Origin of the sequence: Kitasatospora sp. NPDC059673, from assembly GCF_042734215.1 — a bacterium.
Taxonomy (GTDB): Bacteria; Actinomycetota; Actinomycetes; order Streptomycetales; family Streptomycetaceae; genus Kitasatospora.
Genome location: NZ_JBHWEN010000036.1, coordinates 41,164 through 63,587 on the forward strand (window position 1 = coordinate 41,164; position 22,424 = coordinate 63,587).

At 72.4% G+C, this 22,424-nt stretch carries 17 protein-coding genes and 2 pseudogenes; 8 read left to right on the plus strand and 11 right to left on the minus strand.

Going from position 1 to position 22,424, the window contains the following annotated elements; genetic code table 11:
- The first annotated feature begins 127 nt into the window (after window positions 1–127).
- Window positions 128–517, plus strand: a complete 390-nt coding sequence (locus ACFV18_RS30240; protein WP_380488427.1) for a ribosomal protein L7/L12 — start codon at window positions 128–130, stop codon at window positions 515–517.
- Between the two features lie 150 nt (window positions 518–667).
- Here ACFV18_RS30240 and ACFV18_RS30245 read toward each other — a convergent pair whose 3' ends face one another.
- Complete coding sequence (locus ACFV18_RS30245; protein ID WP_380488429.1) at window positions 668–1,867, minus strand: hypothetical protein; 1,200 nt, start codon at window positions 1,865–1,867, stop codon at window positions 668–670.
- 183 nt (window positions 1,868–2,050) lie between these two features.
- On the opposite strand from ACFV18_RS30245, the gene ACFV18_RS30250 reads away from it, so the two are divergent.
- From ACFV18_RS30250 to ACFV18_RS30260, 3 genes are all read left to right on the plus strand, one after another.
- Window positions 2,051–2,803 (plus strand): hypothetical protein, encoded by a 753-nt coding sequence (locus ACFV18_RS30250; protein ID WP_380488431.1) that lies wholly within the window; start codon window positions 2,051–2,053, stop codon window positions 2,801–2,803.
- A 1,400-nt stretch (window positions 2,804–4,203) separates the two neighbouring features.
- Entirely contained in the window at window positions 4,204–4,449 is a 246-nt protein-coding gene (locus ACFV18_RS30255) for a hypothetical protein (RefSeq protein ID WP_380488432.1), read from the plus strand.
- Window positions 4,450–4,485: 36 nt separating this feature from the next.
- On the plus strand, window positions 4,486–4,776 hold the full coding sequence (locus ACFV18_RS30260; RefSeq protein ID WP_380488434.1) for a hypothetical protein: 291 nt from the start codon (window positions 4,486–4,488) through the stop codon (window positions 4,774–4,776).
- A 1,429-nt stretch (window positions 4,777–6,205) separates the two neighbouring features.
- On the opposite strand, the gene ACFV18_RS30265 is transcribed toward ACFV18_RS30260, so the two are convergent.
- A complete protein-coding gene (locus ACFV18_RS30265) occupies window positions 6,206–7,801 on the minus strand; it encodes a hypothetical protein (RefSeq protein ID WP_380488435.1) in 1,596 nt (531 codons plus the stop codon).
- 1,617 nt (window positions 7,802–9,418) lie between these two features.
- Between ACFV18_RS30265 and ACFV18_RS30270 the strand changes: the two genes are divergently transcribed.
- A complete protein-coding gene (locus ACFV18_RS30270) occupies window positions 9,419–9,673 on the plus strand; it encodes a hypothetical protein (RefSeq protein WP_380488437.1) in 255 nt (84 codons plus the stop codon).
- Between the two features lie 123 nt (window positions 9,674–9,796).
- Here the strand turns inward: ACFV18_RS30270 and ACFV18_RS30275 are convergent, their stop codons facing one another.
- The 9 genes and pseudogenes from ACFV18_RS30275 to ACFV18_RS30315 form a co-directional block, all read right to left on the minus strand.
- Complete coding sequence (locus ACFV18_RS30275; RefSeq protein ID WP_380488455.1) at window positions 9,797–10,918, minus strand: Helicase associated domain protein; 1,122 nt, start codon at window positions 10,916–10,918, stop codon at window positions 9,797–9,799.
- A gap of 19 nt (window positions 10,919–10,937) precedes the next feature.
- Window positions 10,938–11,360, minus strand: a complete 423-nt coding sequence (locus tag ACFV18_RS30280) for a hypothetical protein (protein WP_380488438.1) — start codon at window positions 11,358–11,360, stop codon at window positions 10,938–10,940.
- 97 nt (window positions 11,361–11,457) lie between these two features.
- Window positions 11,458–12,081, minus strand: a pseudogene (locus ACFV18_RS30285) (DEAD/DEAH box helicase); the annotation flags it as partial.
- Window positions 12,082–12,254: 173 nt separating this feature from the next.
- Window positions 12,255–12,953: pseudogene (locus ACFV18_RS30290) on the minus strand (SbcC/MukB-like Walker B domain-containing protein); the annotation flags it as partial.
- Window positions 12,954–12,988: 35 nt separating this feature from the next.
- Complete coding sequence (locus tag ACFV18_RS30295; RefSeq protein ID WP_380488439.1) at window positions 12,989–13,687, minus strand: helix-turn-helix domain containing protein; 699 nt, start codon at window positions 13,685–13,687, stop codon at window positions 12,989–12,991.
- On the minus strand, window positions 13,684–13,830 hold the full coding sequence (locus ACFV18_RS30300; protein ID WP_380488441.1) for a hypothetical protein: 147 nt from the start codon (window positions 13,828–13,830) through the stop codon (window positions 13,684–13,686). The genes ACFV18_RS30295 and ACFV18_RS30300 overlap by 4 nt, the downstream gene beginning before the upstream one ends.
- 26 nt (window positions 13,831–13,856) lie before the next feature.
- Complete coding sequence (locus ACFV18_RS30305) at window positions 13,857–14,186, minus strand: DUF1330 domain-containing protein (RefSeq protein WP_380488442.1); 330 nt, start codon at window positions 14,184–14,186, stop codon at window positions 13,857–13,859.
- A gap of 146 nt (window positions 14,187–14,332) precedes the next feature.
- Window positions 14,333–14,911, minus strand: a complete 579-nt coding sequence (locus ACFV18_RS30310) for a GNAT family N-acetyltransferase (RefSeq protein ID WP_380488444.1) — start codon at window positions 14,909–14,911, stop codon at window positions 14,333–14,335.
- Window positions 14,912–15,029: 118 nt separating this feature from the next.
- A complete protein-coding gene (locus tag ACFV18_RS30315) occupies window positions 15,030–15,935 on the minus strand; it encodes an MBL fold metallo-hydrolase (RefSeq protein WP_380488445.1) in 906 nt (301 codons plus the stop codon).
- A gap of 284 nt (window positions 15,936–16,219) precedes the next feature.
- Here ACFV18_RS30315 and ACFV18_RS30320 point away from each other — a divergent pair, with 284 nt between their 5' ends.
- The 3 genes from ACFV18_RS30320 (at window position 16,220) to ACFV18_RS30330 (ending at window position 22,292) form a co-directional block, all read left to right on the plus strand.
- Window positions 16,220–18,613 (plus strand): hypothetical protein, encoded by a 2,394-nt coding sequence (locus ACFV18_RS30320; RefSeq protein WP_380488447.1) that lies wholly within the window; start codon window positions 16,220–16,222, stop codon window positions 18,611–18,613.
- A gap of 925 nt (window positions 18,614–19,538) precedes the next feature.
- The gene (lanKC, locus tag ACFV18_RS30325) at window positions 19,539–22,055 is read left to right on the plus strand and encodes a class III lanthionine synthetase LanKC (RefSeq protein ID WP_380488449.1); all 2,517 of its coding nucleotides are present in this window, start codon (window positions 19,539–19,541) and stop codon (window positions 22,053–22,055) included.
- Between the two features lie 111 nt (window positions 22,056–22,166).
- Window positions 22,167–22,292 carry a SapB/AmfS family lanthipeptide gene (locus ACFV18_RS30330; protein ID WP_380488450.1) on the plus strand — a complete coding sequence of 42 codons (126 nt, stop codon included), beginning with the start codon at window positions 22,167–22,169 and terminating at the stop codon, window positions 22,290–22,292.
- The last annotated feature ends 132 nt before the right edge of the window (window positions 22,293–22,424 follow it).

Below are 22,424 nucleotides of genomic sequence, written 5' to 3' on the forward strand. Positions count from 1 at the left end.
ACCCGCGCACGGGGCCCCGGCCGGGGAGGCCGCACCGGCGGAACCGGACGAACGAAAACCCATGGCCTGGCGGTCTGCAAGGGCGATTGACTGGTACTGGCACGACACCGACCGACAAGGGGGATCCGTGGAGGACCCGGATTTCACAATCCTGCTGACCGGCGACTCCCCTCACGACCCGACGGCGCTCAAAGCCGTCCGGACGGTCACCGGGCTGAGCCTGTGGCGTAGCCGGCAGCTGTTGGACAGCGCGCCCGCCACCGTCAGGTCGGACATCCCGTTCGACACCGCCGCTCGCGCGGCGCAGCACCTGCGCCAGGCCGGCATACCAACCGCCATCCGGTGCGGCTGGTGCCGGCGCACCCTCTCCGGCGAAACGCCGGTCGACCCCGGCCCCTGCGCATCGCCGTACTGGCCCACCGCCCACTGCCAGGCCAACTCCATGACCAGCTGTGATTGCGAGTTCTGCGCCGTGCGCGGTCCCCTGCCCGGGCACGCCACCCACCACAGCCTCTGAACCCCATGTCGACGACTGCGAGCCCGACCCTGCCCGATGGACCGAAGGGGGCCGGTCCGAGTCAGGAGCCTCAGAACGTGGACCACTCCGTCCCCGGAACGTGATCCCAGGTGGCGATCACCCAGTCGTGCCGCATGAACAAGGGCCGGGTCAGGACGGCGTCGCCGACCCGCTGCGCGCGCCCAGCACGAGCCCCAGCTTCTGCGAGCCCGGATCGGCCGCATGCGGGTAGAGCACGCCGCCCTCCCGTGCGCCGCGGTCGAGGAGCCACTGCTCCAGTTCGGAGGGCACCCGCCCGACCAGCGGGGCGCCCTCCAGCGTGACTTGTGGGCCGCGCCTCGCGTCGCCGGCGACGCAGGCCAGACGCGCACTGCTGCCCGCGTAGTACACCGAGACGCCGAGGGCGGGGAAGTGATCCTCCTCATGGCGGGGCTCACCACAATCCGGATGCTGCCACCAGCTGGTCGTCGCCCCTACGCCGAGAGCCGCTGCCCCCTCCTGCGGGCTCATGCCGAAGTGCAGCGGCCCGAGGCCGACGAACGGGGTGAACACCCATCGGGCGCGGTCCTCGTCCTTCGCGACGGCCCAACCATTCGCCGCCGGCTCCTGCCGCACGCCGAAGGCGGGCTGCTCCGCCTTCGGCTGCTGCGGATCCTGCAGGCCGGCGAGCCCGGGCCCCTGGGCGGGTTCCGATCCATCCACCCACTGGCGCGCGAGCCAGGCCCGGTCCGCGGTGTCCTCGGGGCGTTCGGCCAGCCACCGGTGGACGTCCGCCGAGGCTTGCGGGTCCGCCCAGGGGTCCTCCAGCACGGCTGCTGCCTCTCGTTCGGCGCGGCGATGCGCTTCCTCCTCGGCGAGCAGTTCGCCGACGTCCTCACCCCATGTCTGCAGGCAGTGCCGGGCGATCCACCGGTGGCGGGAGTCGGCGCTGGCCGCCAGGACCCGGCGCACGGCCGGTGCGACCTGCGGGATGTGGTGCGCGAGCTCCGGCGCGGCCAACAAAAGGCCGGCGGCCGCAAAGGCGGCCTCCCGCACACGCAGGTCCGGGTCGTCGAAGAACGCGGCAACGTCGGCGTAGACCGCGGGCCGCACGGCCTGGCTCGCCACGATGTCCTCGGCCGCACCAGGGCCGTCCTCGGGCGGGTAGGACGCGGTATCGGCGAACCAGCCGAGCCAGTCCAGAAGTTCCGCGCACAGCGGCCTGCGCCCCGCCCTGTGCTCCCAGTCCGCCTCGACACGGGCACGCGGATCACCAAGGACCGCAGCAACGTACCGGGCAGCGGGCCCGGTGGCGCCGTAGATGGTCTCCTGATGCAGCACCAGCCGGGACGGCGACACCCAACCGAACACCGGACCAGGGCGGACACGGGCACAGCGGCCGGACGGCCGAGACGGGCGCAGCAGGACGGCCTGGCGGCCGACCAGGACGCCGGCCAAGGCGCAGCGGCACGACACCGTCGGGCGCGGTGAGTCGCTACGGTGTCTCATGACGGCCGACACCCAAGGGCCCTCGGCCGTCGATAAGCTGACGGGATGACAGGCCTCCTGCGGTTCGGCGCGCTGCTGGCGCACCTTGTGGGCCATCGGGCGCTCGACTCCGCCACGCTCACGGCGGCGGTCGGCGCCGACCCGGCGGAGCTGCAAGACGTGCTCGACGGGCAGCCGCCGACCGGACGGCTACTCAGGGGCCTTGGACCGGTACTTGGTCTGCACGCCGCTGACCTGTTCCTTTTCGCTGGACAGCCGGTGCCCGACGACCTGACGCCGATCACCCGCAACCCGCACTGGTCGATCAACGCCGTCATCTACAACACGATGGTCATGCCCGCAGAGAAACGGCGACCGCTGCTGGACGCGATCCGGGCGCAGCCCCTGGTGCGGCGCGAGGGGCGTGGCGGGGTCTCCCGGCCGTACCACCGGTACGAACCGGGGTTCGGCGCGGTGCTCCTGGGCCTGGCACACAACCGGAACCTCAGCTGGCTCTCCACGGCCATGGCCCTGTACGCGGTCACCGACGGACGGGTCTACCTCTCCGCGTCCACCATCGGCGGGATCGGCCGCGGGACCGTCGAAACAACCCCCGAGCTGACAGCCGGCTTCGCCGGCCTGCTCGGCATCCCCGCCCCCGACCTCGCAGCACTCGGCGGCATCCAGTTACCCGACGACCTGCCACCGCCCAACTCCCTTGCCACAGACCTGGCCACGGTCATCTGGGAAGCCCGACGCCTGACCACCGCCCAACTCCAGGACGTCAAACTCACCGCCCGCCACCTCGCCGGCCGCTGACCCACCAGGCATCCCCACCCGGCCGAAACCAACAGAAGCGAGCGCACCCGGCCAGAACGGCACACAGCGAGGCCGGCGCAGGCGCGACAGGACGACGACGCCACCCGGCAACCCACGACAGCGGCACACAGGCACACCGGTGCAGCGGGACGGCCTGACGGCCGACCAGCTCGGCGGCCAGGGCCCGGCAGCGGAGCGCGGCACCAGGCGGCGCGGGCGGGGCAGCGGGGAGCAGCCGAGTCCGGCGAACCGGACGACGGCCGGTTCAACACGGGGTGCAACACGCCCGCCCGCCCCCGCCCCAGGCCACTTAACACCTGGTCAGACCCGCAACACGGCCCCGTGTTGCACCCCAGCACAACACCGCGTCGCACCCCCACCCGCCACCAGGCCGCCGATGACCTGTCTCACCGGAGTTGGGCCGTGTCTCACTGAAGATGGACAGATGCTGGTCCGTCTCATCGAAGGGGGGCAGCAGGCGCCCGACCAGTTCGAAAGTGGAGCCGAAGTCGGAGCTCACCGTCGATGGTGCGCCGACCCCCGGCACCGGAGAGGCGCCTGCCGATGAGACGACCGTAGCCTCGCGCTGACACCAAGGCCTTTGGCCGAGTACTCGATAGATCGGGCGTGACCAGCGCTACCGCGCATCGGTCCACCTTCGGTGAGACGGGTCAGCCGCGCACGTATGCCGAGAGGATCAGTTGCGGACCAGGCATCACTCCTGCGCGGAGGCGGTCAACTCCATCATCGCCTGAACGTAGGTTGCGCCGTCAATCTCCTCGTCATGGTACTGGCACATCAACTCGTTCGTCGCCGGCTGTCACTAGCCACCGCCCCGGACAGGGCGAGCCTCGGGCAGGGTCGGGCCCGGGACGACGGCCCGCGCCCGGCCGCCAGAACGGCGCCGCAGACCGGCGGGCCGACGGCGCGGCAAGCGGGAAGGCGAGGCGCAACAGCCCCGGCCCCGAACAACAAGCACGGCAACGAGGCACAACCACCACACACAGTCACCAAACCCCACACCAACATCGACCCCGCCACACCCCCCAACAGGCACAACCAAAGGTCCAGACAACATGGCGCGTGGGGCCATTTCACACCCACCGCAACCAACAGGTCACACCCTGCGGCCTCTCGCCGGGTAGAGCCTGGCGTGCAGCACTCGGTTCTCCCACCACGGATCAGCCGGCGCGGAGACCGGAGCAGCCACCAGCTCGCGCTTGGTCGGGACAGGCAGCACCAGCGGGCCCAAGTCCTTTGCGGCGCGGGCCTGTACGCACTCGGGGCACTCCAGCCGGTTGCGGGTGCGGGGGGTCAGCGCAGACTGGGACACGGGACCGTATGCCGAGGGGGAGCGAGGTGGTAGCACCATGTCAGACGCAGTGGAACCACGGGGAACCATGAGGAAGATCGAGGACAGCGAGTTCGAAGTCGTCCGCGTCACCATCGATGTCGAGGACGACCTGGTGCGGCGGCAGCTGGAGAAGGATCCCAGCGGGGCCGTCAGAAAGTTCCTAGAGGCCCAGGGGTACACGGTCAACCGGCTCACGGCGCCGGCTCCGGTGGAGGGTCAGCCGTACCGGCCGGAGTTCGTCCACATCCTGAGCGGGAAGTACGCCTCGACATGGACCCGGCTCCTTCCGTGAGGACCTGAGGACGTGAGGACGTGAGGAGGAGTTTCCATGTCCAACGAAGCCGTGATGCGGGGCAGCGTCGAACGCGTGCGGGTGGCGGCCACATCGATCTACGAGGTGCGCCTCGAACCCGACGACGCGACACTCCATGACCTCGCCAACGACCCGCGCGGCGTGTTCCGACGGTTCTTCGAGTCCCAGGGACACGAGGTGAACGGGATCGCCCTAGGATCGGCAGGACACGGCCTAGCCGAACTGACCCACCTACCCGGACCAGGGCCGTGGGCCCACGACAACAGCCCTGAGGAGAACTCCCACTGGTACCGGATCGAGCTCTGAACGGAAAATAGATCATCAGCTGGGCGGGCGGCAGAACTTTTCGCGAAGGAGGACGCAGGTTCAGCGCTGTGATCGCGATGCCGAGGCGGGGAGTCAGGACGGCCCCGCTGCCTGGGCAGCGGGGCCGGAGCGGGCAGCGCCAGCGGGCCCAGTTCGCCCGTCTCCCGGTCGCTGACGCACCACGGGCACTCCAACCGGTCCGGGCCGGCCTCCTCGGTCAGCTCCAACTCCGAACCGGCCTTCCCGCCGATCGAACCCCGACACGACCAACACAGGCGCAGCTGCGCGTTTGCCACGCGGACCGCCTCCAGCCGCGCCAGGGCCGCCTGATTCCAGGCGCTGGGTGTGCTCCTGGCGGCAGGGCCGGGTGACCTGGCGGCAGGGCCGGGTGACCTGGCTGCCGGGACAGGCCGCCGGGGCATGGAAGGTGCCGTGAAGGCCGGCCACCGCGCGCCCGGCCCGCTACCTGTGTGACAAGGCGGATGGGCGAAGTCTGGGACAACCAGCCAGTGGGCTACCTTCCCTCGCACCGACTACTCGCCCCGCGGGGCGGGCTGCGGGCGCACCCGCGGTGGTGCCTACGGTGTTTCACCTGCGGTGGTGCCTACGTGGAGTCGGCGCGGCACCGGGAGCGGTCGGTCGGGCCGGCCCCGGTCGGCGCGGACGGCTTCACCGGGCGCGCTAAAGAACACCGGCCCGCCGCAGGCGCGAACCCCGAACCGAACCGACCGGCCACCTCCACTGCCCAAGACGAAGGACAGCGAAGAGGGTTGTCGCCACGCCCCGGGCCCCTTGACGCGGGGCCGCCGGCCTGCGGAAACGGGCCAGGCCACCGACGGGGGCGTGGAGGTGTCGGCGGAGGTGCCCACGGAGGCGGCGCAGGGCCCCTTGTCCCCGTCCGGCGAGGCCTTCGCCGGACGGTTGGGCAGGTGGTGGTCGGCGGCCTGCCCGCCGACGGCGCCGAGGTGTACCGGCCCGCCGCCCACCTCGCGTACACCGCGGGCCGAGGCGACACCCGACACCGCCTGCGCGCGTTCATCGAGCGCCACCGCCCCGGCACCGGCGACGAGCAGACCGCAGCCCGGCCGGCGGCGTGCCCGTCGAGGTCGACGCCTTCACCCTGGACGCCACCGCCGAGGCCGCTCCGAAGCAGCTCTGGCCCACCACACGACATGCCGAAGGCGCCGACCACCTTGGGTGGCCGGCGCTCTCGGTGTTCCGCCGTGAGCCAGGTAGTGGCGGGCCCGTTGGCCAGGTTGTGCTTCGAGAGGTAGCTACCGGCGGCCGACGATCGTGTTGGCGATGGTCCGACGGGTGGACGGGTCGTCGCGGTCGCCCGGTCGTCGCGGTGGCCCGGACGGCGGCGCGGTGGCCCGGACGGCGGCGCGGTGGTCGTGGGCCGGTGGAGGCGGACCCGGGGTTGGTTGGTCTACCAGTGCTCGTTGCGGTCGCAGCGCATGTCGTGCTTGTCGTGTGCGTCGTGCTTGTGGTGCTTGATCCTGGTGGGGTCGGTGGCGGTGTGGGGGGTGGTGTCGCCGCCCCCGGTGACAACCGCGACGTTGGTGACCTCGTCGTCGGCACTGCAGGAGACATCGACCTGCAGCGTGATGGGCGGGTAGCTGGTCCCGGCGGGAAGGGCGTCACTGCGGGTGCAGGTGAGCGTGCCCTGGTCACAGGTCCAGCCCGTACCGCTGATGCTGTCGGCCTTGAGTCCTGCGGGGAGGGTGTCGTGCATGGTGACCGTGGTGCCGTCGGTCGGGGCGGCCCCGGCGGCGTTGCCGACGGTGATGGTGTAGGTCCCGTCCCGTCCCTGGGTGAAGTGCCCGGTGTGGGTCTTGGTGATGGTCAAGGACGGGACTACGTAGGAGATGGTCACCTGGCCGTTGTGGTTCGCCGTCCCGATCGTCGACGGCGTGTAGCTCGTGCCGGTACCCGTGGGGGTGGCGAAGCTGCTGCCTCCACCACCACCGCCCCCACCCGCCGAGGTTCCCGTGTTGTTGACGGCGCCGCTGCCGCCGCCCCCGCCGGCGAAGTACCCGCCCCCGCCGCCGCCGCCAGTACCGATGACAGCGGCGGCGCAGCCGCCGTCGATGGTGCCGCCGGTGCCGCCGGTGCCGACCGTGGTACCCAGGAACCCGCCTCCCGGCCCGCCCGGCGTAGCGGCACAGGGTGGAGCGGTGCCGGCGGCCCCGCCGGCGCCCCCGGTGCTGGTGCTGGTGCTGCCGCCGCCCCCGCCCTGCCCGGGCGAAGCCCCGGGGCCGGTGGCACTTCCCGCGGTACCGCCGGTGGCATCCGGCGTCGTCCCGCCGTTGCCTCCGTTGCCTCCCGTGGAGCCCGCTCCGGTGCCGCCGGAGGCACCGCCGCCCCCGGCGACCACCAGCAGGGAGCCGCCCGCACTGACGCTGGAGGCCCCGCCCCCACCCGGACCTTCGAACCGGAAACCGGTGAGCGGGAAACTCCCTCCCGGGGCGCCGCCGTTGAACCCGCCGGCACCCCCCGTCCCGGTGCCGTTGCAGCCCTTGCCGCCGGTACCGCCGACGTTGACGGTGAAGGTCGTCGGGGCGGTGGTTTGCGGCAGGGTGGTCGCCACCCGTGCCCCCGTCCCACCGGTCCCCGTGACGGAACAGGGGGTGCCGGTGTTGTCGGCGCCGCCGGCGCCGTCCGCGGTGATCGTCACCACCGCCGCCGCCGGAACCGTCAGGGTCTGCGAAGCGCCGGTGAAGGTGAAGGTCTGCGACGGATCAGCCTCCTGTGCCCGCACCGGCACGGCCTCCACCGGCGCGGCGGCCACCGGTGGAGCCGCGGCCGCCAGCAGTGCCATACCGGACAGCAGCGCGCCCCCCACCGACACCACCCCCACACCGCGCTCTCCACGCCGTCCACCCGAGCCGACCAGGTCGGACGCGCCGCCGGCACCAGCCGGGATCGTCCCACCGGCCATGGCCCTGTTGAACACGGCCGCGGGCCGCTGACGGCTGATCCGGTACCACGGCAGATCGCCCTGTCCACGCGTACGAGCACTCATCCGCGGGTTCACCTCTCCTCACAACGAAGCGCCGCACTCTCACGCGACAACGCAGAAGTGCGACATGACACTTGACGGTAAATCATGACAAACCACAGCAGATACCCCGATCCGATCACTTCGAGGCAGCGAGGTTGTGATGAGAAGCCTCGTATGTCGCAACACCCCACGCGAGCCGGCGAGGAGCCGGCATCGCCCATACGCCTGCTGCGCCAAGCGCTGCTCGACGTCGGCGCGGCCGGTCGTCGTACGCACCACTCTGCGCACCCGCGAGACCCTCGCAGTGCCACGGGGCGCGACAGGGGCTCGAGTCCGACGGCCTGGTCGACTGGACCGTGCTGCCGCTGGACACAGGTGTACGAGGGCGAGCAGCTCGGCCGGTGGGTGTGGGCGCAGCGCGTCGGCCGGCCGGGCCTGGACGCGGACCGGCGGGACTTCCTCATCGCGATCGGGATCGAGGCCGACGCCGGGCTGGTGGCCGCGAAGGCCGCCACTGTGGCCAAGTCGAAGGTGTCGTGGGCAGACCGGTTCGTCCAGGGTCTGGCGGCGCTGGCGACCTTTGTCGAGCGGGAACGGCATTCCCGGGTGCCCCGCCTGCACAAGGGACCGCTGGAGACCGTGGAGGCCGGCCCCGGGGTGAGGAGCAGGTGGTGGTGTCGCACTTCCCACTGGGCATCTGGCTCGACAATCAGCAGGCTCGGCGGGCGAAGCTGACGCCCGGCCGGCTCGCGCAGCTCGCCGAGCACGGTGTGGAGTGGGCGTAGCGGGCCGTCCCCGGTCCGGGTGGCCAAGTTGCCTGGCGGTGGGCTTCTTGGGCCCTGAGAAAGCACTGGGAGGCCGTCACCTGCGGGTGGCGGCCTTCCCGCGTTGTGGGGCAGAGGCGCTGGGCGCTCGCAGTGGTGCGGTCCCCGGGTCCGATGGCGCGACGGCCGTAAGGGAATCGGGCGGGGGTAGCGGCCGAGATCGTTCGAAACCAGAGACGAAACCATCTGCGAACCCAGAGACGAAACGGCTGGGGCGGTCACCCAGCAGTGACTGGTGGGAGTCTCTCCGGGGTTGATGGAGTGCCGGTCTTGTTGAAGTCGTTCCGCTGATTGGGCACACAGCCTCGGCGGGGAAGCGCGGGAGCCCGGTTCCACTGCGGGTGGAAACCGGGCCTTTGCCGTGCCCGGCCGGATATTCGCCGAGCGGTTCGGAGCTTCTGGGTCTGTCGGGGGCCGTGCTCGGTGAGGTCGGTCCGGTCATGACGACCGGAAGCAGGCTTCTCGCTGGACGGCACCGGGGCGGACCTGCGCGAGAATGAGCCCGGCATGGACCAGATCCGTGCCGACCTCACCGCCGTGACCGGCCTCGCGGCGCTCACCGACTTTGCCAATACGGTGCCGTATCACTGCTGTTCACGGTGCCGCGGGGGGTCACACGGGCGCACCGGGGGGATCAGTATGGCGGCGATCACGGTGGACGTGGCAGTTCCCGACTGGAACCGGTTGGATATCACCGATCTCGCGTCCGGCAAGGTGCTTACGGCACGGGACAGCCCGGACAGGGATGAGGACGATGCGGAGTACGCCCACGATTACTTCCACGGCGCGCTGTCGCCGAGTCCTGACGGGACTCGTGTCCACGACGGCGGCCGCGACGTTCACCTGGCCGGTCGGCGAATTCGGCTTCTTCTTCACCGACGGAGAGCACCTGCTGATCGCCGACGAGACCGGTCTGCAGGCCGTCGACATCACCAGCGGACAGCAGGTGTTCGCGATCGACGGCTTCCGCCCGGCCCGTCAGGATCGACACACCGGAACGCTGATCCAGGTCGGCAGCACCAAGGCCCGGTTGTGGACGCCACCGGAGTGGACTCCGCGCGCCGGCTGAACTGCCTTTCCCCGCAGGGTGCCGAAAGGAAGAACATCCGGTCGAGGGAAAGGCCGGCGACCCGCGCTGGCCCGCCAGTACCACCTCGACCCCGCCCGGCCCGTCCAATGGGAGGTCGAGGCACTAGGCAGTGTCCTGGCGATCGTGAGCGAAGCCAGATGACGAGTGCGGCTGCGGTGGCGGACCTGCGCCTGGCTGCCGAGGAGCAGCCCGTCCTCGCCAAGATGCTCGCCGCCGTCCCGGCCAGGCGCCGCCCGCCTCGAAGACCTCCTCCAGACGGGCCCGTCTCCCCGATCTGGCACCCCCTCGCCGAGGAGGACCGAAGGCCCTGCGGGTAGGCGGAGCTGTAGTCGGCGGGTGAGGCGGGGAAGGGGCAGCCCTGGCGCCGGCTGCCCCCACCGCGTAGTCGTCCAGCTTCGCGGTCGCCGGGATCGCCAGGTGGCCGTGCTGGTGGTGGAACGCGGCGGCGTAGGCGGCCCCGCGTTCCCAGGCGTTGGCGTTCTTCGACCAGATCATGCCGAGCGCGTCCAGCTCGCTGACGCGGGCGGCGTCGAGCAGGTGCTGGCCGCCCAGGTGGCGCTGGCGGGTGAGCCAGGAGATCAGCTCGGCGTGCTTGGTCTTGTCGGTGGGGTCGAGGTGGCCGTGCTGGAGGTGGAAGACCGCCGCGACGGCGTGCATGCGCTGCCACTCGACCGCGCGCGGGTTGAACGCCCGCAGCTTGACGGTCTGCAGGATCCGGGCGGCGTGATGGCGGGCGTTGATCTTGAGCCACTCGATCGGCGACTCCACCGGGGCCGGCTGCTGCTCGCCTTCCCCGTCCTCGGCCGCCTCGCCCTCGGCGGGCTTGGCCGCGGTGGTGTGTGCGGTGCCCTGCGAGCGGCCGGCGCGCAGTTCGGTGATCCGGCCGACCACCCGGGCGTCGTGGGCCGCCAGCGCCCGCAGCACCCGCCAGATGGTGCGGAACGAGCTGGCTTCGATCTCGGCGTCGGCCTCGGCCTTCACGGCCTCCCCGGCGTCGTGGACCTCGGCCGGGTCCGCGGCCGCCGTGTCGTCGCCGACCTCGGGGGTGGGCAGGTAGACCGGGATGATGACCCAGGACACCTTGCCCTGCCGGTAGGACTGGCGCAGCGCCCGGCCGACGGCCTGGACGATGTCGATGACCGACGACTTCGGGTCGGCGAAGCAGATGGCGTCCACGGCGGCGACGTCGATGCCTTCCGTCAGGAGACGGCTGTTGCAGAGGATGCCGCACTCCTCGCCGTCCTCACCGGTGTGCCTTGAACTCGGTGAACGCGGCGCGGCGGTCCTTGAGGTGGTCGGTGCCGGCGACCGCCTTCGCCCAGATCCGCTCCGGGCGCTCCGCGTCCTCCAGCAGCTGGGAGGCGTCCAGCAGGCTGCCGGCGAACTCGCGCGCCGCCGTGACCCGGGAGTGGAAGGTGATCACGCGGCGCAGCCCGAGGTCGGCGACCGCGCGCAGCACCGCGATCTGCAGGGCCAGGCGCAGCAGTTCCTCGTTGGTGCGCTGGGAGCGCAGGTCGGCGACGGCGGGGAGGTTGAGGAGTTCGCGCAGGTCCTCGTCCGTCACCACCGGTACGAGCACGCGGTAGTCGGCGAGGTAGCCGTGCTCGATGCCCTGTCCGAGGGTCCAGGTGAAGCAGGTCTTGCCGTAGATCGTCTCGTCGTCCATGGAGCAGAGCGCGGGCAGCTTCTCGGCGCCGTCGGTGTCGGTGAGGTCGGCCAGGCACGTCCTTCGCGCGCCGGTCGTCGGCGATCCGCGGGGTGGCGGTGAAGTACAGGCGCCTGCGGGCGGGGACCTGGGCGTCGGCGTGGATCGCCGCCCACGCCTTGCCTTCCGGGCCGGCGGTGCGGTGGGCTTCGTCGATGACGACCAGGTCCCAGGTCGGGAGGCCGAAGTCGCGGTGGGCCTGGACGATCCGCTCCAGGCTCGCGTAGGTGGCGTACACGGTCACCGGCTGGTTGTCGGGGGCGCCGTTGACCAGGTCGGCGATCCGCGGCGCTTGTGTGGTGACCTGGGCGTGGACGCGGCCGCCGGCCTCCGCGCTCTCCAGTGCCTCTTCCCGCGAACACGCCGCTACCGCCAGCCCGCGGCGGCCGCCCCGCAGCGACCAGGCGCCAGCGGTCTGCTCCAGCAGCTCGATCGTCGGCTCCAGCACCAGCACCCGGCCCCGGGCGGCCAGGCGCCGTGCGCAGCCGGCGGCGATGAGGGTCTTGCCGGAGCCGGTCGCGGCCACGACGGTGGCGCGGCCGCCGTCCTTCACCTCGCGCACCGCCGCCGCCACCGCGTCCTTCTGGAACCAGTGCAACGGCAACGGATTCGCCACGGCGGTGGTGCCGGACGGCTGCGCCGGGACGGGAGTTTCGACGCTGGCCACGGTAGTGGTCTCCACAGCGTTGTCTCTCTTTCCGCTACTACTCAGGGTGGTGGGCTGGTTTCACTACAGATTGAGGCGAGGCCTTTCTCGCTCGGTGAGACAGGCTCCTGCCGCGCCCCGCCAAGGAGCTTGAGGGGTCTTGGTGGTCCTGATGGCGGGGGATCGTGTCGGGGTTCGGCTTGTAAACGTCAGTAGGCCGGGGCGGTGGCCATGGCCTTCACGGTCGAGCCGTCTTGGCATTTGCGGACCTGCATCTGGGTGGGGATGCGCCGTCGCAGGTCGGCGACGTGGCTGACGACCCCGACCGTGCGGCTGTGGGAGCGCAGTTCGTCGAGTACTTCGAGGACCTCCTCCAGTGTCTCGTCGTCGAGGCTGCCGAAGCCCTCGTCGATGAACAGGGTGTCGAGCTGGCTGCCGCCGGCTTCCTGGGCGACCACGTCGGCGAGGCCGAGGGCCAGGGCCAGGGAGGCGAAGAAGGATTCGCCGCCGGAGAGGGTGGTGGTGTCGCGGGTCTGGCCGGTCCACTGGTCGAGGATCTCCAGGCCGAGGCCGGAGCGGCCGCGGCCGCTGGTGCGCGCGTCGGTGTGGGACAGCACGTAGCGGCCGGAGGACATGCGTTCCAGGCGGGTGTTGGCCGCCTTCGCCACCTCCTCCAGCCGGGCCGCCAGTACGTAGGCTTCCAGGTGCATGCGGTACTGGTTGTCGCCCGAAGTGCCTGCGGCGAGGTCCGCCAAGTACTTCGCCACGTGGTGGTGGGTCAGGAGAGGTGCCAGTTCCTCGATGCCCTGTGTGAGGTCGTCAATGTGGCCGAGCAGCGTTTCGCATTGCTTGCGGCTGGTGCTCTCGGTGATGGCCGTTGCTTCCGACTGCTTGGCGGCGGCGGCGAGGCCGATCCACCGCTCAGCGGGACGCTGCCCGCCGGCTACCCGGAGATCCAGCCACGGACCTCCAGATACCGGATGTCTGCGTCCTCGACGGCGCGGCCGGTCTCCACCAGCCAGGCCCGCATCGCCTCGGTGACGTCACCGTGGTGGTCGGCGACCCGCTGGGACCACTCGGCGGCATCGAAGCCCCCGGTGCTCGCGGAGCCGTAGGTGCGTTCCTTGGTGCCGTCCGTACGCGGGAAGAACCCACGCCGCACACCGCCGGAGTCCTGCGCCGACCCGGCCGAGTACACGTACTGGTCGGCCTTCATCCTCACGGTGAAGGCCAGGCGGCCGCCGGCCCGGCCGGTGGCGTGCACCACAGGCGCGAGGTGGGATGCGCCCGAACGGATGGCCTGGCGTCCGGCGCGCCCTGACATCGACCCGCCAGGAGTGCCCACGGTGTCCCTACCACGCACCCGGGCTTTCTGCCCGGTCCTGGTGCGGCGGCGGCTCGTGTTCGCCTCCGCGATCCCGGCCAGTGTGTCGGGGTCGCGTTCACCGCCGTGCACCGCGCGGACCAGCTGGCGCAGCGCGCCGACCATGCTCGCGCCCTTGCCCTTGGTGAAGAACTGGGACACCAGTGAGGCGTCCCGGTTCAGCATCTTGGCGACCTGGCGCTTGGTGTAGCCCTGGTCGACCAACTCCTGGGCCAACCGGGCGGCCTCGTTCGGCTGGTTCGGGTCGGCCGGACTCACTGGGCAGTACCCTTCACGGCGAGTTCGGCCCGGCCCAGGCCACGCAGCTTCAGGTACTCCTCCTGACTCCTCGGATGCCCGACAGGGCCGGTCAGATGACCCTTGAGCAGGTAGTCCCCCACCTCACCCCGGTACAGCCACACCTGCCACTCCGTCAGGGCGCCGTGGCTCAGTGTTCGTCGAAGCGGTGCTCGGCCCGGTAGTCGGTGGGGACGCCCTCGGCGATGATCACGTCGGCTGTCATGTGGCGGGTGCGCAGGTGCAGGATGTCCTGGTAGGCGGGTGAGTGGTACCAGGCGTGGGCCTGCCGGTAGTCGGGGAACTCGATCATGATCAGGCCCTGTCGGCCCCAACTGCCCTCCATCGTCTCGAACTTGCCGCGGTGGACGAGGAAGCGTCCGCCGAACGCGTCGAGGGTGGCGTCGATGCGCCGCAGGTAGGCGACGGTGTCGGGGCAGACCTCGACGGAGTGGACCTGGGCCAGGGCGTAGGCGGGCATCGTGGCGCTCCCATGGAGTCGGGGGTCGGGCTGACACCGGCGACGTTACGCAGCGGCGGGGCTAGGCGAATCCGTCATGAATCGGTCGCCCGACCGCCTCACGCGGTGGCGGCCGGAGGGGCGGCCGGGCGGTCAGGGGTGGCGGGTCAGGCGCTCCACTCGCGGGCGAGGACGGCGTAGACGTATTCGCTGCCCCAGCGGTCGCCGTCGAGGTCGGCCTCGACCAGGTGGGCCTCACGGCGCATGCCGAGGCGTTCACAGACCCGGACGGAGGGGGTGTTCAGGGCGTCGAGCCGGGCGAAGAGGCGGTGAACTCCCAGGGTTTCGAAGGCCGTTGAGGCGAGAGCGCGGGCTGCTTCGGTGGCGTAGCCCTGGCCCGCGTACTGCGGGTTGAAGACCCAGCCGATCTCGGCCTGACGGGCACGGGCGTTGGTGAGGGTGACGACGACCTCGCCGAGGATGCCCGGCTGGTCGGCCCGGCAGACGGCCCACAGGAGGCCGTCGCCGTCGGCGCTCCAGCCGGCGTGGACGCCGCGGGTGGCGATGGACGTCTCGTTGCCCTCGCGGGTGTGCGCCGGGCGGTAGAGGTAGCGGACGACCTCGGGCAGGCGCTGGTAGGCGTAGCGGTCGTCGGCGTCGGCGGCGGTGAACGGGCGCAGGATCAGCCGCTCGGTGGTGATGGTGGCCGGGATGGTGGCCCGGGTGTGGTGCGCGACCTCGGTCATGGGTCCCCCTGGTGGTGTGTGGCGCCGCGGTGCCACTGTGGCGTCCGCACACCATAGTTGGCGAGGGGGCCCGCCGTGCCGGCCGGGGCTCCGGCGGGCACGGCGGGGGTGGGGCGGGTCAGGCGCGCAGGCGGATTGGGGTCAGGTGTTCGGGGCGGATCAGGCGGGTCTGCGGGGAGAGTGTGCGGGTCTGGTCGATGAAGCCGTCCAGGTCCATCGTGGTGTCGTGGACGGCCGGGCCGGTGAGCGGGGTTTCGAAGTCGTCCCAGTGGACGGGGATCACTGTGCGGGGATAGTCGAGGGTCTTGAGGAGCCGCGGGACGTAGCGGTGGACGCTGTGGGCGGTACTCTCCACGGACAGCATGGCGATGTCCGGCTTCAGTCCGGCGTAGTGCTGTTCCGAGAAGTCGGCGGCGCCGGTCAGCAGGGTTGACGGGCCGTCACCGAGACGGATCTGGAAGGCGGGGGTGTCGCCCTCCGGGAGGTCGCCGATCGTCTCCGGGACGGTGTCGGTCGGGCCGGTGAGGGTGCCGGGCACCCAGTACTGGTGCTTGGCGTTGCGGCTGTGCAGGCTGGACACCACCTGGACGGTGAACTTGCCGAAGTCGAGGTGCTCGCCGCCCTTCACCACGATCAGCTGCTCCGGTTTCACCCCCATCGCGCGGAGCAGGAAGCAGGTGGTGGCCGTTCCGACCACGCGCACGCCGTGCTGCTTGGCGATGTACGGGACGTCGTTGAAGTGGTCCCAGTGGGAGTGGCTGACCAGTACCAGGTCCGGTGTGCCGATGTGCTGGTCGATCAGGTCGGGGGCGACGGACAGTTCCGTCTTCGGGTCGAAGCCCTTCGTCGGGTACCGGGTGATGTACGGGTCGAACAGGACGGTCTTCCCGTTGCCCTCGATCCGCCATCCGCTGTTGCCGAGCCACCGGTAGACGGTCTCGCCACCGCCACCGGCCGGTGCCGGCTCGTCCGTCTCGGCCGCGGCCGCCACTGCGGAGCCCGCGCCGACGCCGACGCCGGCCATCGGGAGGAGGGCTGCCCCCGCGACAGCCGTCCTCAGCAGACCTCGTCGTCCTACTACCGTGTTGTCATTCATGCGTGGACGGACGATCGCACCGGTCCATTCGGTTCTCCCTTCTCTGACTTTCCCTCACTTGCCCACTTCCCCATCACAGTTGAGCGCGGGATCCTCCTCCCGGAAGGTCGAGCGGGGCGGCTGCGGCGGATCACGGTCCGGCGGGCACTGCCGCGCGCTAGGGTGTCCCCCGGTGTGTTCGGGGGCGAACGGGGCGCAACGGGGAGGACTGTATGGGTGGCGACTGGACCAGCGAGCTGATCGTCCCGGACGGGCCGGGCGAGGCGGTCGTGGAGGGGCCCGCACCGGCGCGGCCGCCGGGGTACCGGCCGGATCCGCGGATGTCGCGGGAGCAGTGCGCGGAGGCCGTGCGGCGCGGCGGCTGGCTGTTCAAGGCCGACGAGGGCCACGACCCGGACGGGCGGGTGCCGGTGGGAGTCGTGGAGGGGGCCTGGCAGGTGGGCGCCGACGGTTTCCCGTTGCGGTTCTGGCCGAACCCGCGGTACGGCGCGCCGGTGCCGGAGCAGCCCGTCGCGGACGGTGCGGCGCCGCTGCCGCCGCTGCACGCCGGGCGTCGCCCGGCCGGGCGGGCGCTGCTGGGCTGGCTGGAGGATCCGCACGCGCCGCGGCTGTGCCGGGTCGCCGGGTCGAGTGGCAGTGGGCGCAGTCACCTGTTGCGTTGGCTGGTCGCCGCGTGCCCGCCGGACCATGCGCACGCCGGTCGGCGGGTGGAAGTGTCGTTGTCCGCCGCGGAGTTGACCGTGGACCTGTTCGTGTGGCGGCTCGCCGGGCTGCTGGGTGTGCCGGCCGGCACGCCGGAGGAACTGGTCGCGGCGTTGATCGACGGTGTGCCGCGCGTCCTGGTGGTGACCGACCTCGACCGGGCGGGTTCCGCGCTGCTGCCGGATGCCGCGCGGCGGATCGCGGCCGAGGTGCTGCGGCCGTTGCTGCGGGTGCCGTGGCTGCGGATCGTGGTGGAGTGCGCCTCCGGGACGCCTGCGGCGGCGGCGCTGGACGTGCCGGCCGCCGTACTCGACCTGGATCAGCCGCAGTGGACCGACCTGGAGTCCTTCACCCGGTGGGCGACGTCCCTGGCGGGACGCCCGCTCCCGGCGGAGGTCTACCCGTCGCCCGCGTTGGCGCTGCTGGCCGCACGCACCGGCAACGGCGTGCTGCTCGACGCGGGAGCCTCGCCCGCGCGGCAGGCCGAGACGCTGGCCGAGACCTGGTGGGACTCGCTGCCCGAGCTCGTCCGGGCTCCGGTGACGGCGCTGGCTTCGGTCCGGGGCGGTCTCGACGAGGAGCTGTGGGGTGAACTGCCCGGCAGCCTCGGCCCGTTCGCGGTGGAGCAGGCGGTCGATCTGCTGCTGCCGGCCGATGACGCCGGGCGCTACCGGGTCTGGCCGGACGCCTTCGCCGAGCGCCTTGCCCGGTCGGGCCTCGACCATCTGTCGATCCGGCAGAACATTCTGCCGGAGCAGCCCGGCCCGAAGGACGCCGACCGCCTCGACCTGGTGCTGCGCCACGCCGTCCGGACATCGGCGCCGGTCGACGACCTGCTGGCCGATCCGGCCGTCCTGGTGCAGGCCGACCCGCTGGCGGTCGGCCTCGCGCTGGAGCACGGGGTCGCCCTGCGGGTGGCGAAGGGCGATTCCCTGGAGGCCGAACGCACGCCCGTGCACCGGGCGTGGTGGCTGGCCGGGCCGCGGGTCACCGCCACCGGAGACCCGCAGGAACGGGCGTCCGCGCTGCACTGCTGGGCGGCGAGTCTTGATGGCGAGCTGTCGGGCCGGTTCGCGCAACTCGCCGGGCAGGGCTGGCGGGCCCGCTGGGCGTTCGCGCGGCGTGCCGACCCGGTGCACCTGATCGCCCGGCACAACGGGCCTTCGCAGGAGGGGCAGTTGGCGGTCGCCGTCGGCTGGGACATCGGGGTGGTCGATGCGGCCACCGGCCGTCCCTCCGGCGGGTCCCCGCTCCGGCTGACGGACCGTTCCGCGGTCGCGCTGGCCACCGGCCACGACGGCACCGGCTACGCGCTGCGGCGCAGCGGCGCCGTCGAGGAGATCCGTCCGCTGGAGGCGTCCGGCCCGTTTGCCGATGGGATGCGGCGGTTGCTGGCGTCGATGGACGACGGGGCCACCGCGATTGCGGCGCGCGGCGGGGAGCAGCGGGCGGTGGCGGCCGGTGACGCAGCAGGCCGGGTGCACCTGCTGGAGGACCGGGACGGGACGGAGGCGGTGCGCAGCGACGATCCGCTCCACGACGGGGTGGTGACGGCGGTCGACCTCGCCCACCACGGCGGGCACCATCTGCTGATCACCGGCGGCGCCGACGGCCGGGTGCAGGCCTGGATGCCGGGTCGCGGGCCGCTCTCCCCGCCGCTGCCGGCCCGGGACGTCCCGGTCACCGCGGTGGCCGTCGCCACCACGCCGAACGGCCTGATGTGCGCCGCGGGTTGGGCGGACGGTCTGGTCCGCGTGGTGCTGGCGGGCGCCGAGCGGGTCACGCACGACCTGCCTCTGGGTGCCCCGGTGGTCGGACTGGTGATCACCGACGGGGGCCGCGTGTGCGTGGCCACCGCGACGGGCGCCCTCGGCATCGACCTCGCCGGGGCGGCGCAGGGCTGAGAGTCCGTCAGGAAGTCGGGACGCGGGCGACACCGGGGAGGTGGCGCCCGCGTCGTGCTGTCGGGTGCGTTGTGCCGGCGGGCGGGCGCTCGTGCCGGCGGGCGCCGGACGGGGCACCCGCGACCGGGCCTGCGGCACGCCGGGGGGTCGGGCTGGTGCTCACCGGCGTGGGCCGTCAATGCCGGCGCCCTCGGCCGGGACACCGCAGTGCCGTGGGTCCGTGAGACAGCGGGACGTCGGCGGGTGGCGAGCGGTTCGGCAGGGACGGCGGGGGTGGGACGTGCGTTGCCGTGCCGGGGGTGCTGCCCGGGCGGAAGTCCGGCAGCTGGCCAACCGCGGCTCGGGCGGGGTGTGTTGGCCGAGGTGGGGCGCGCGATGGCGCGTACGCACCGGGGGGCGCATGGGTGGGCGTGGGGGCCGGGGTGGTGGGCGCGCGTGGAGGTGCGAGCACGCCCTCCGTGCCGGTGGCGCGCCGGTCGGGTACCGGACAGCGGGTGGCGGATCGGGGCCCGTTCCCGTGGGCGCGTGCGCTCCGACGTTGTGCCGAGGTGCGACCGGGGCGCGGGCGCACCGGCGCGCGCGACGGCGGGGCGGCGGGACGGGCCGCCCCCGGGTATCGCCGCTGGCGGGACGCCACCACGGAGCGGCGCGGGCCTGCGAACGGGGCGGCGGCCGGCCGGGAAAAGCGCAGGTAAAGGGAGGGTTGCGGGGTGGCGGCCGGGCCCGTTGCGTGCGCCCCGCGGAATCCGGCCAACCATTTTCGAAGCTCTTTCGACGCCGCGCCGGCCCTTGCAGACTCTCGGTGGCGATCGGCCGGTCGGACATCCCCACCGGCCGGACGTCCCCCGTTGCCGTGCTGCACCGGCTCCGCGCCGTCCGACGCACGGACACTCCCCTTACCTGCGACGCGCCATGGAGCGATCCGATGGACATGCGCTACGAGGCGTACTCCTACGCCGATCCGGTCTTCTACGACTCCCCGGTCCAGTGGGCGGCCCGCGACGAGTTCCCGGCAGCCACCGAAGCCGCGCCGGACGGCTGGGTGCGCAGCCTGCGCGAGGTGTGGGTGGGTTATCAGCCGGCCGCCGTGCCGTTGCCGGAGCAGGGGTGGAAGATCCACGTGTCGGCCTGTCTGGACAACGCGCCGTGGATCCTGGACGTGGTGCGGGCGCACTGTTTCGAGCACGGGGTGGCGTTCAAGTTCCTGCGCAGTCCGGCGCTGGTGCAGACGCAGAACGCCAAGTACGCCTCGCGCGGCTCCAGTGGGAAGTTCATGACGCTGTATCCGGCCGACGAGGCGCAGTTGGAGCGATGTCTCACCGGCCTGGACGATGCCCTGGCGGGGGCGCCCGGCCCGTACATCCTGAGCGATCTGCGCTGGCGGAAGGGTCCGCTGTATCTGCGCTACGGGGCGTTCACCGAGCAGTGGTGCCGCAACGAGGAGGGCGAGTTGGTGCTGGCGCTGCGCGAGCCGTCCGGCGTGCTGCGCCCGGATGTGCGGCGGGCGGCGTTCGACCTGCCGAAGTGGGCGCCGGTGCCGGCGGTGCTGGCCGGGACGGTGGCGGGTGCGGGGCGCAGCAGTGTCGACGAGTTCCCGTTCACGGTGGAGCGGGCGCTGCACTTCTCCAACGGTGGCGGGATCTATCTGGCGCGGCCGGCCGGCGGTGGTGAGCAGGTCGTGCTGAAGGAGGGCCGGCCGTATGCGGGCCTCGATCAGCGCGGTGAGGACGCGGTGCGGCGGCTGGTGCGTGAGCAGCGGACCTTGGAGGCGTTGGCGGGTCTGGATGCGGTGCCGGCCGTGCTGGGAGATCTGACCGCGTGGGAGCACCGTTTCCTGGTGCAGGAGTACGTGGCGGGCGAGGGGTTGCACCACTGGTTCGGCCGTCGTTATCCGCTGGTGCATCCGGAGGCGGACGAGGCGGCGGTGGCCGCGTACCGCGAGGAGGCGACGGCGGTGCTGGACGCGGTGGAGCGGGCGCTGCGGGCCATCCACGGCCGGGGCATCGTGTTCGGGGATCTCCATCCGCGCAATCTGATCGTCCGCGAGGACGGGTCGGTGGTCTTCGTCGACTTCGAACTCGCCTCGCCCGTGGAGGAGTTCGTGCGGCCCGCGCTGGGGGCGGCCGGGTTCGCGGCGCCGGCCGGGCTGACCGGGTTCGAGGTGGACGAGCATGCGCTGCGGGCACTGCGGCTGTGGGCGTTCCTGCCGCTGTTGCCGCTGACCGCCCTGCATCCGGCGAAGGGTGCGGCGCTGGCTCGTTCCGCCCGCAAGCGGTTCGAGCTGCCGACCGGGTACCTGCCCGAGCCGGCAGCGGAGGCGGGCGCTCAACTGGCCGCCGTGGAGGGCCTGTTCGGGGACGGCCGGGAGGGCTGGCCACGGCTGCGGGACGGACTGGTGGCGGCGATCGCCGGGAGTGCCACACCCGAGCGCGCCGACCGGCTGTTCCCAGGCGATCCCGCGCAGTTCACCCACGACGGCCTGGGCCTGTCGTACGGTGCGGCGGGCGTGTTGTGGGCGTTGCACGCGGTGGGTGCGGGCGTCGATCCGCGGCATGTGCGGTGGTTGCTCGACGCGGTGGAGCGGCAGCCGTGCCGGCCCGGTCTGTTCGTCGGCGCGCACGGCACCGCCTGGGTGCTGGACCGTCTCGGCCACCGCGAGAGCGCCCTCGACCTGCTGCGCCGCGTCGACAAGGACGACGCGCTCGGCGTCGGGCCCGATCTGTCGGCGGGGCTGGCGGGCATCGGTCTGGCCCGGCTGCACTTCGCCCGCGTCACCTGCGACCGCACCTTGCTCGCCTCGGCCGCCGAGTGCGCGGACCGGGCCGTGGCCGCCCTCCGGCTGGGCGGGCCCGCACCGTCCACGGCCCGGCCGGGCCTGCTGCACGGCGCGAGCGGCACCGCGTTGCTGCTGGTCCGGCTGTTCGAGGAGTGCGCCAACCCGGTACTGCTGGACCTCGCCCGGGCCGCCCTCGACCAGGACCTCGCCCGCTGTGTCACCGCCGAGGACGGCACCTTGCAGGTGGACGACGGCAGCCGGGTGCTGCCGTACCTGGAGTCCGGCAGTGCGGGCATCGCGGCCGTCGCGCACGCCCTGCTGCGGCACCGTCCCGACCCGGCGCTGGCCGAGCAGGTGGCGCGGATCCGGGCCGCCGCCGAACCGGAGTTCATCGTGCAACCGGGCCTGTTCAACGGCCGGGCCGGGCTGATCGCGCTGCTCGCCCTGGACCCCGGGGGCCCCGCGTCCGAGGACGAGCTGATCGACCGTCACGTGCGTCGGCTGGCCTGGCACGTGCTGCCCCGGCAGGGTCAACCGGCCTTTCCCGGCGAGCAGTTGCTGCGTCTGTCGATGGACCTGGCCACCGGCACCGCCGGCGTGCTGACGGCGCTGGCCTCGGTGTACGACGGCAGCCCGCCGATGCCGTTCTGGCCGGCCGGCAGCTGAGCCGCCCCCGGCGCCTCGCGCCCCCGTCGCGGCCGGGTCATGCCGCCCCACGAGTTCCGGCGACCGCCGGAGAAACCGCAGCACCATCCGAGTCCAGTAAAGGAGACCGTCATGGCGATCCTCGACCTGCAGGCGCTGGAGACCCCCGAGGAGACCACCGAGTACCGCTCGGTGCTCAGCTCCCTGAGCGCCATCAACTGCACCAACAGCACGGTGAGCACGCTGCTCTGCCTCTGATCACCCCGGCCGGGGGGGGGGGCGGGCCCCGCCCCGCCCGCGCCCCAATGACCGGTGGACGCCGCGAACCGCCCACCCGGCGGGCCGGTCTCTTATACACAAAAGACGCAGCCGACGATAGGGGGGGGGGTT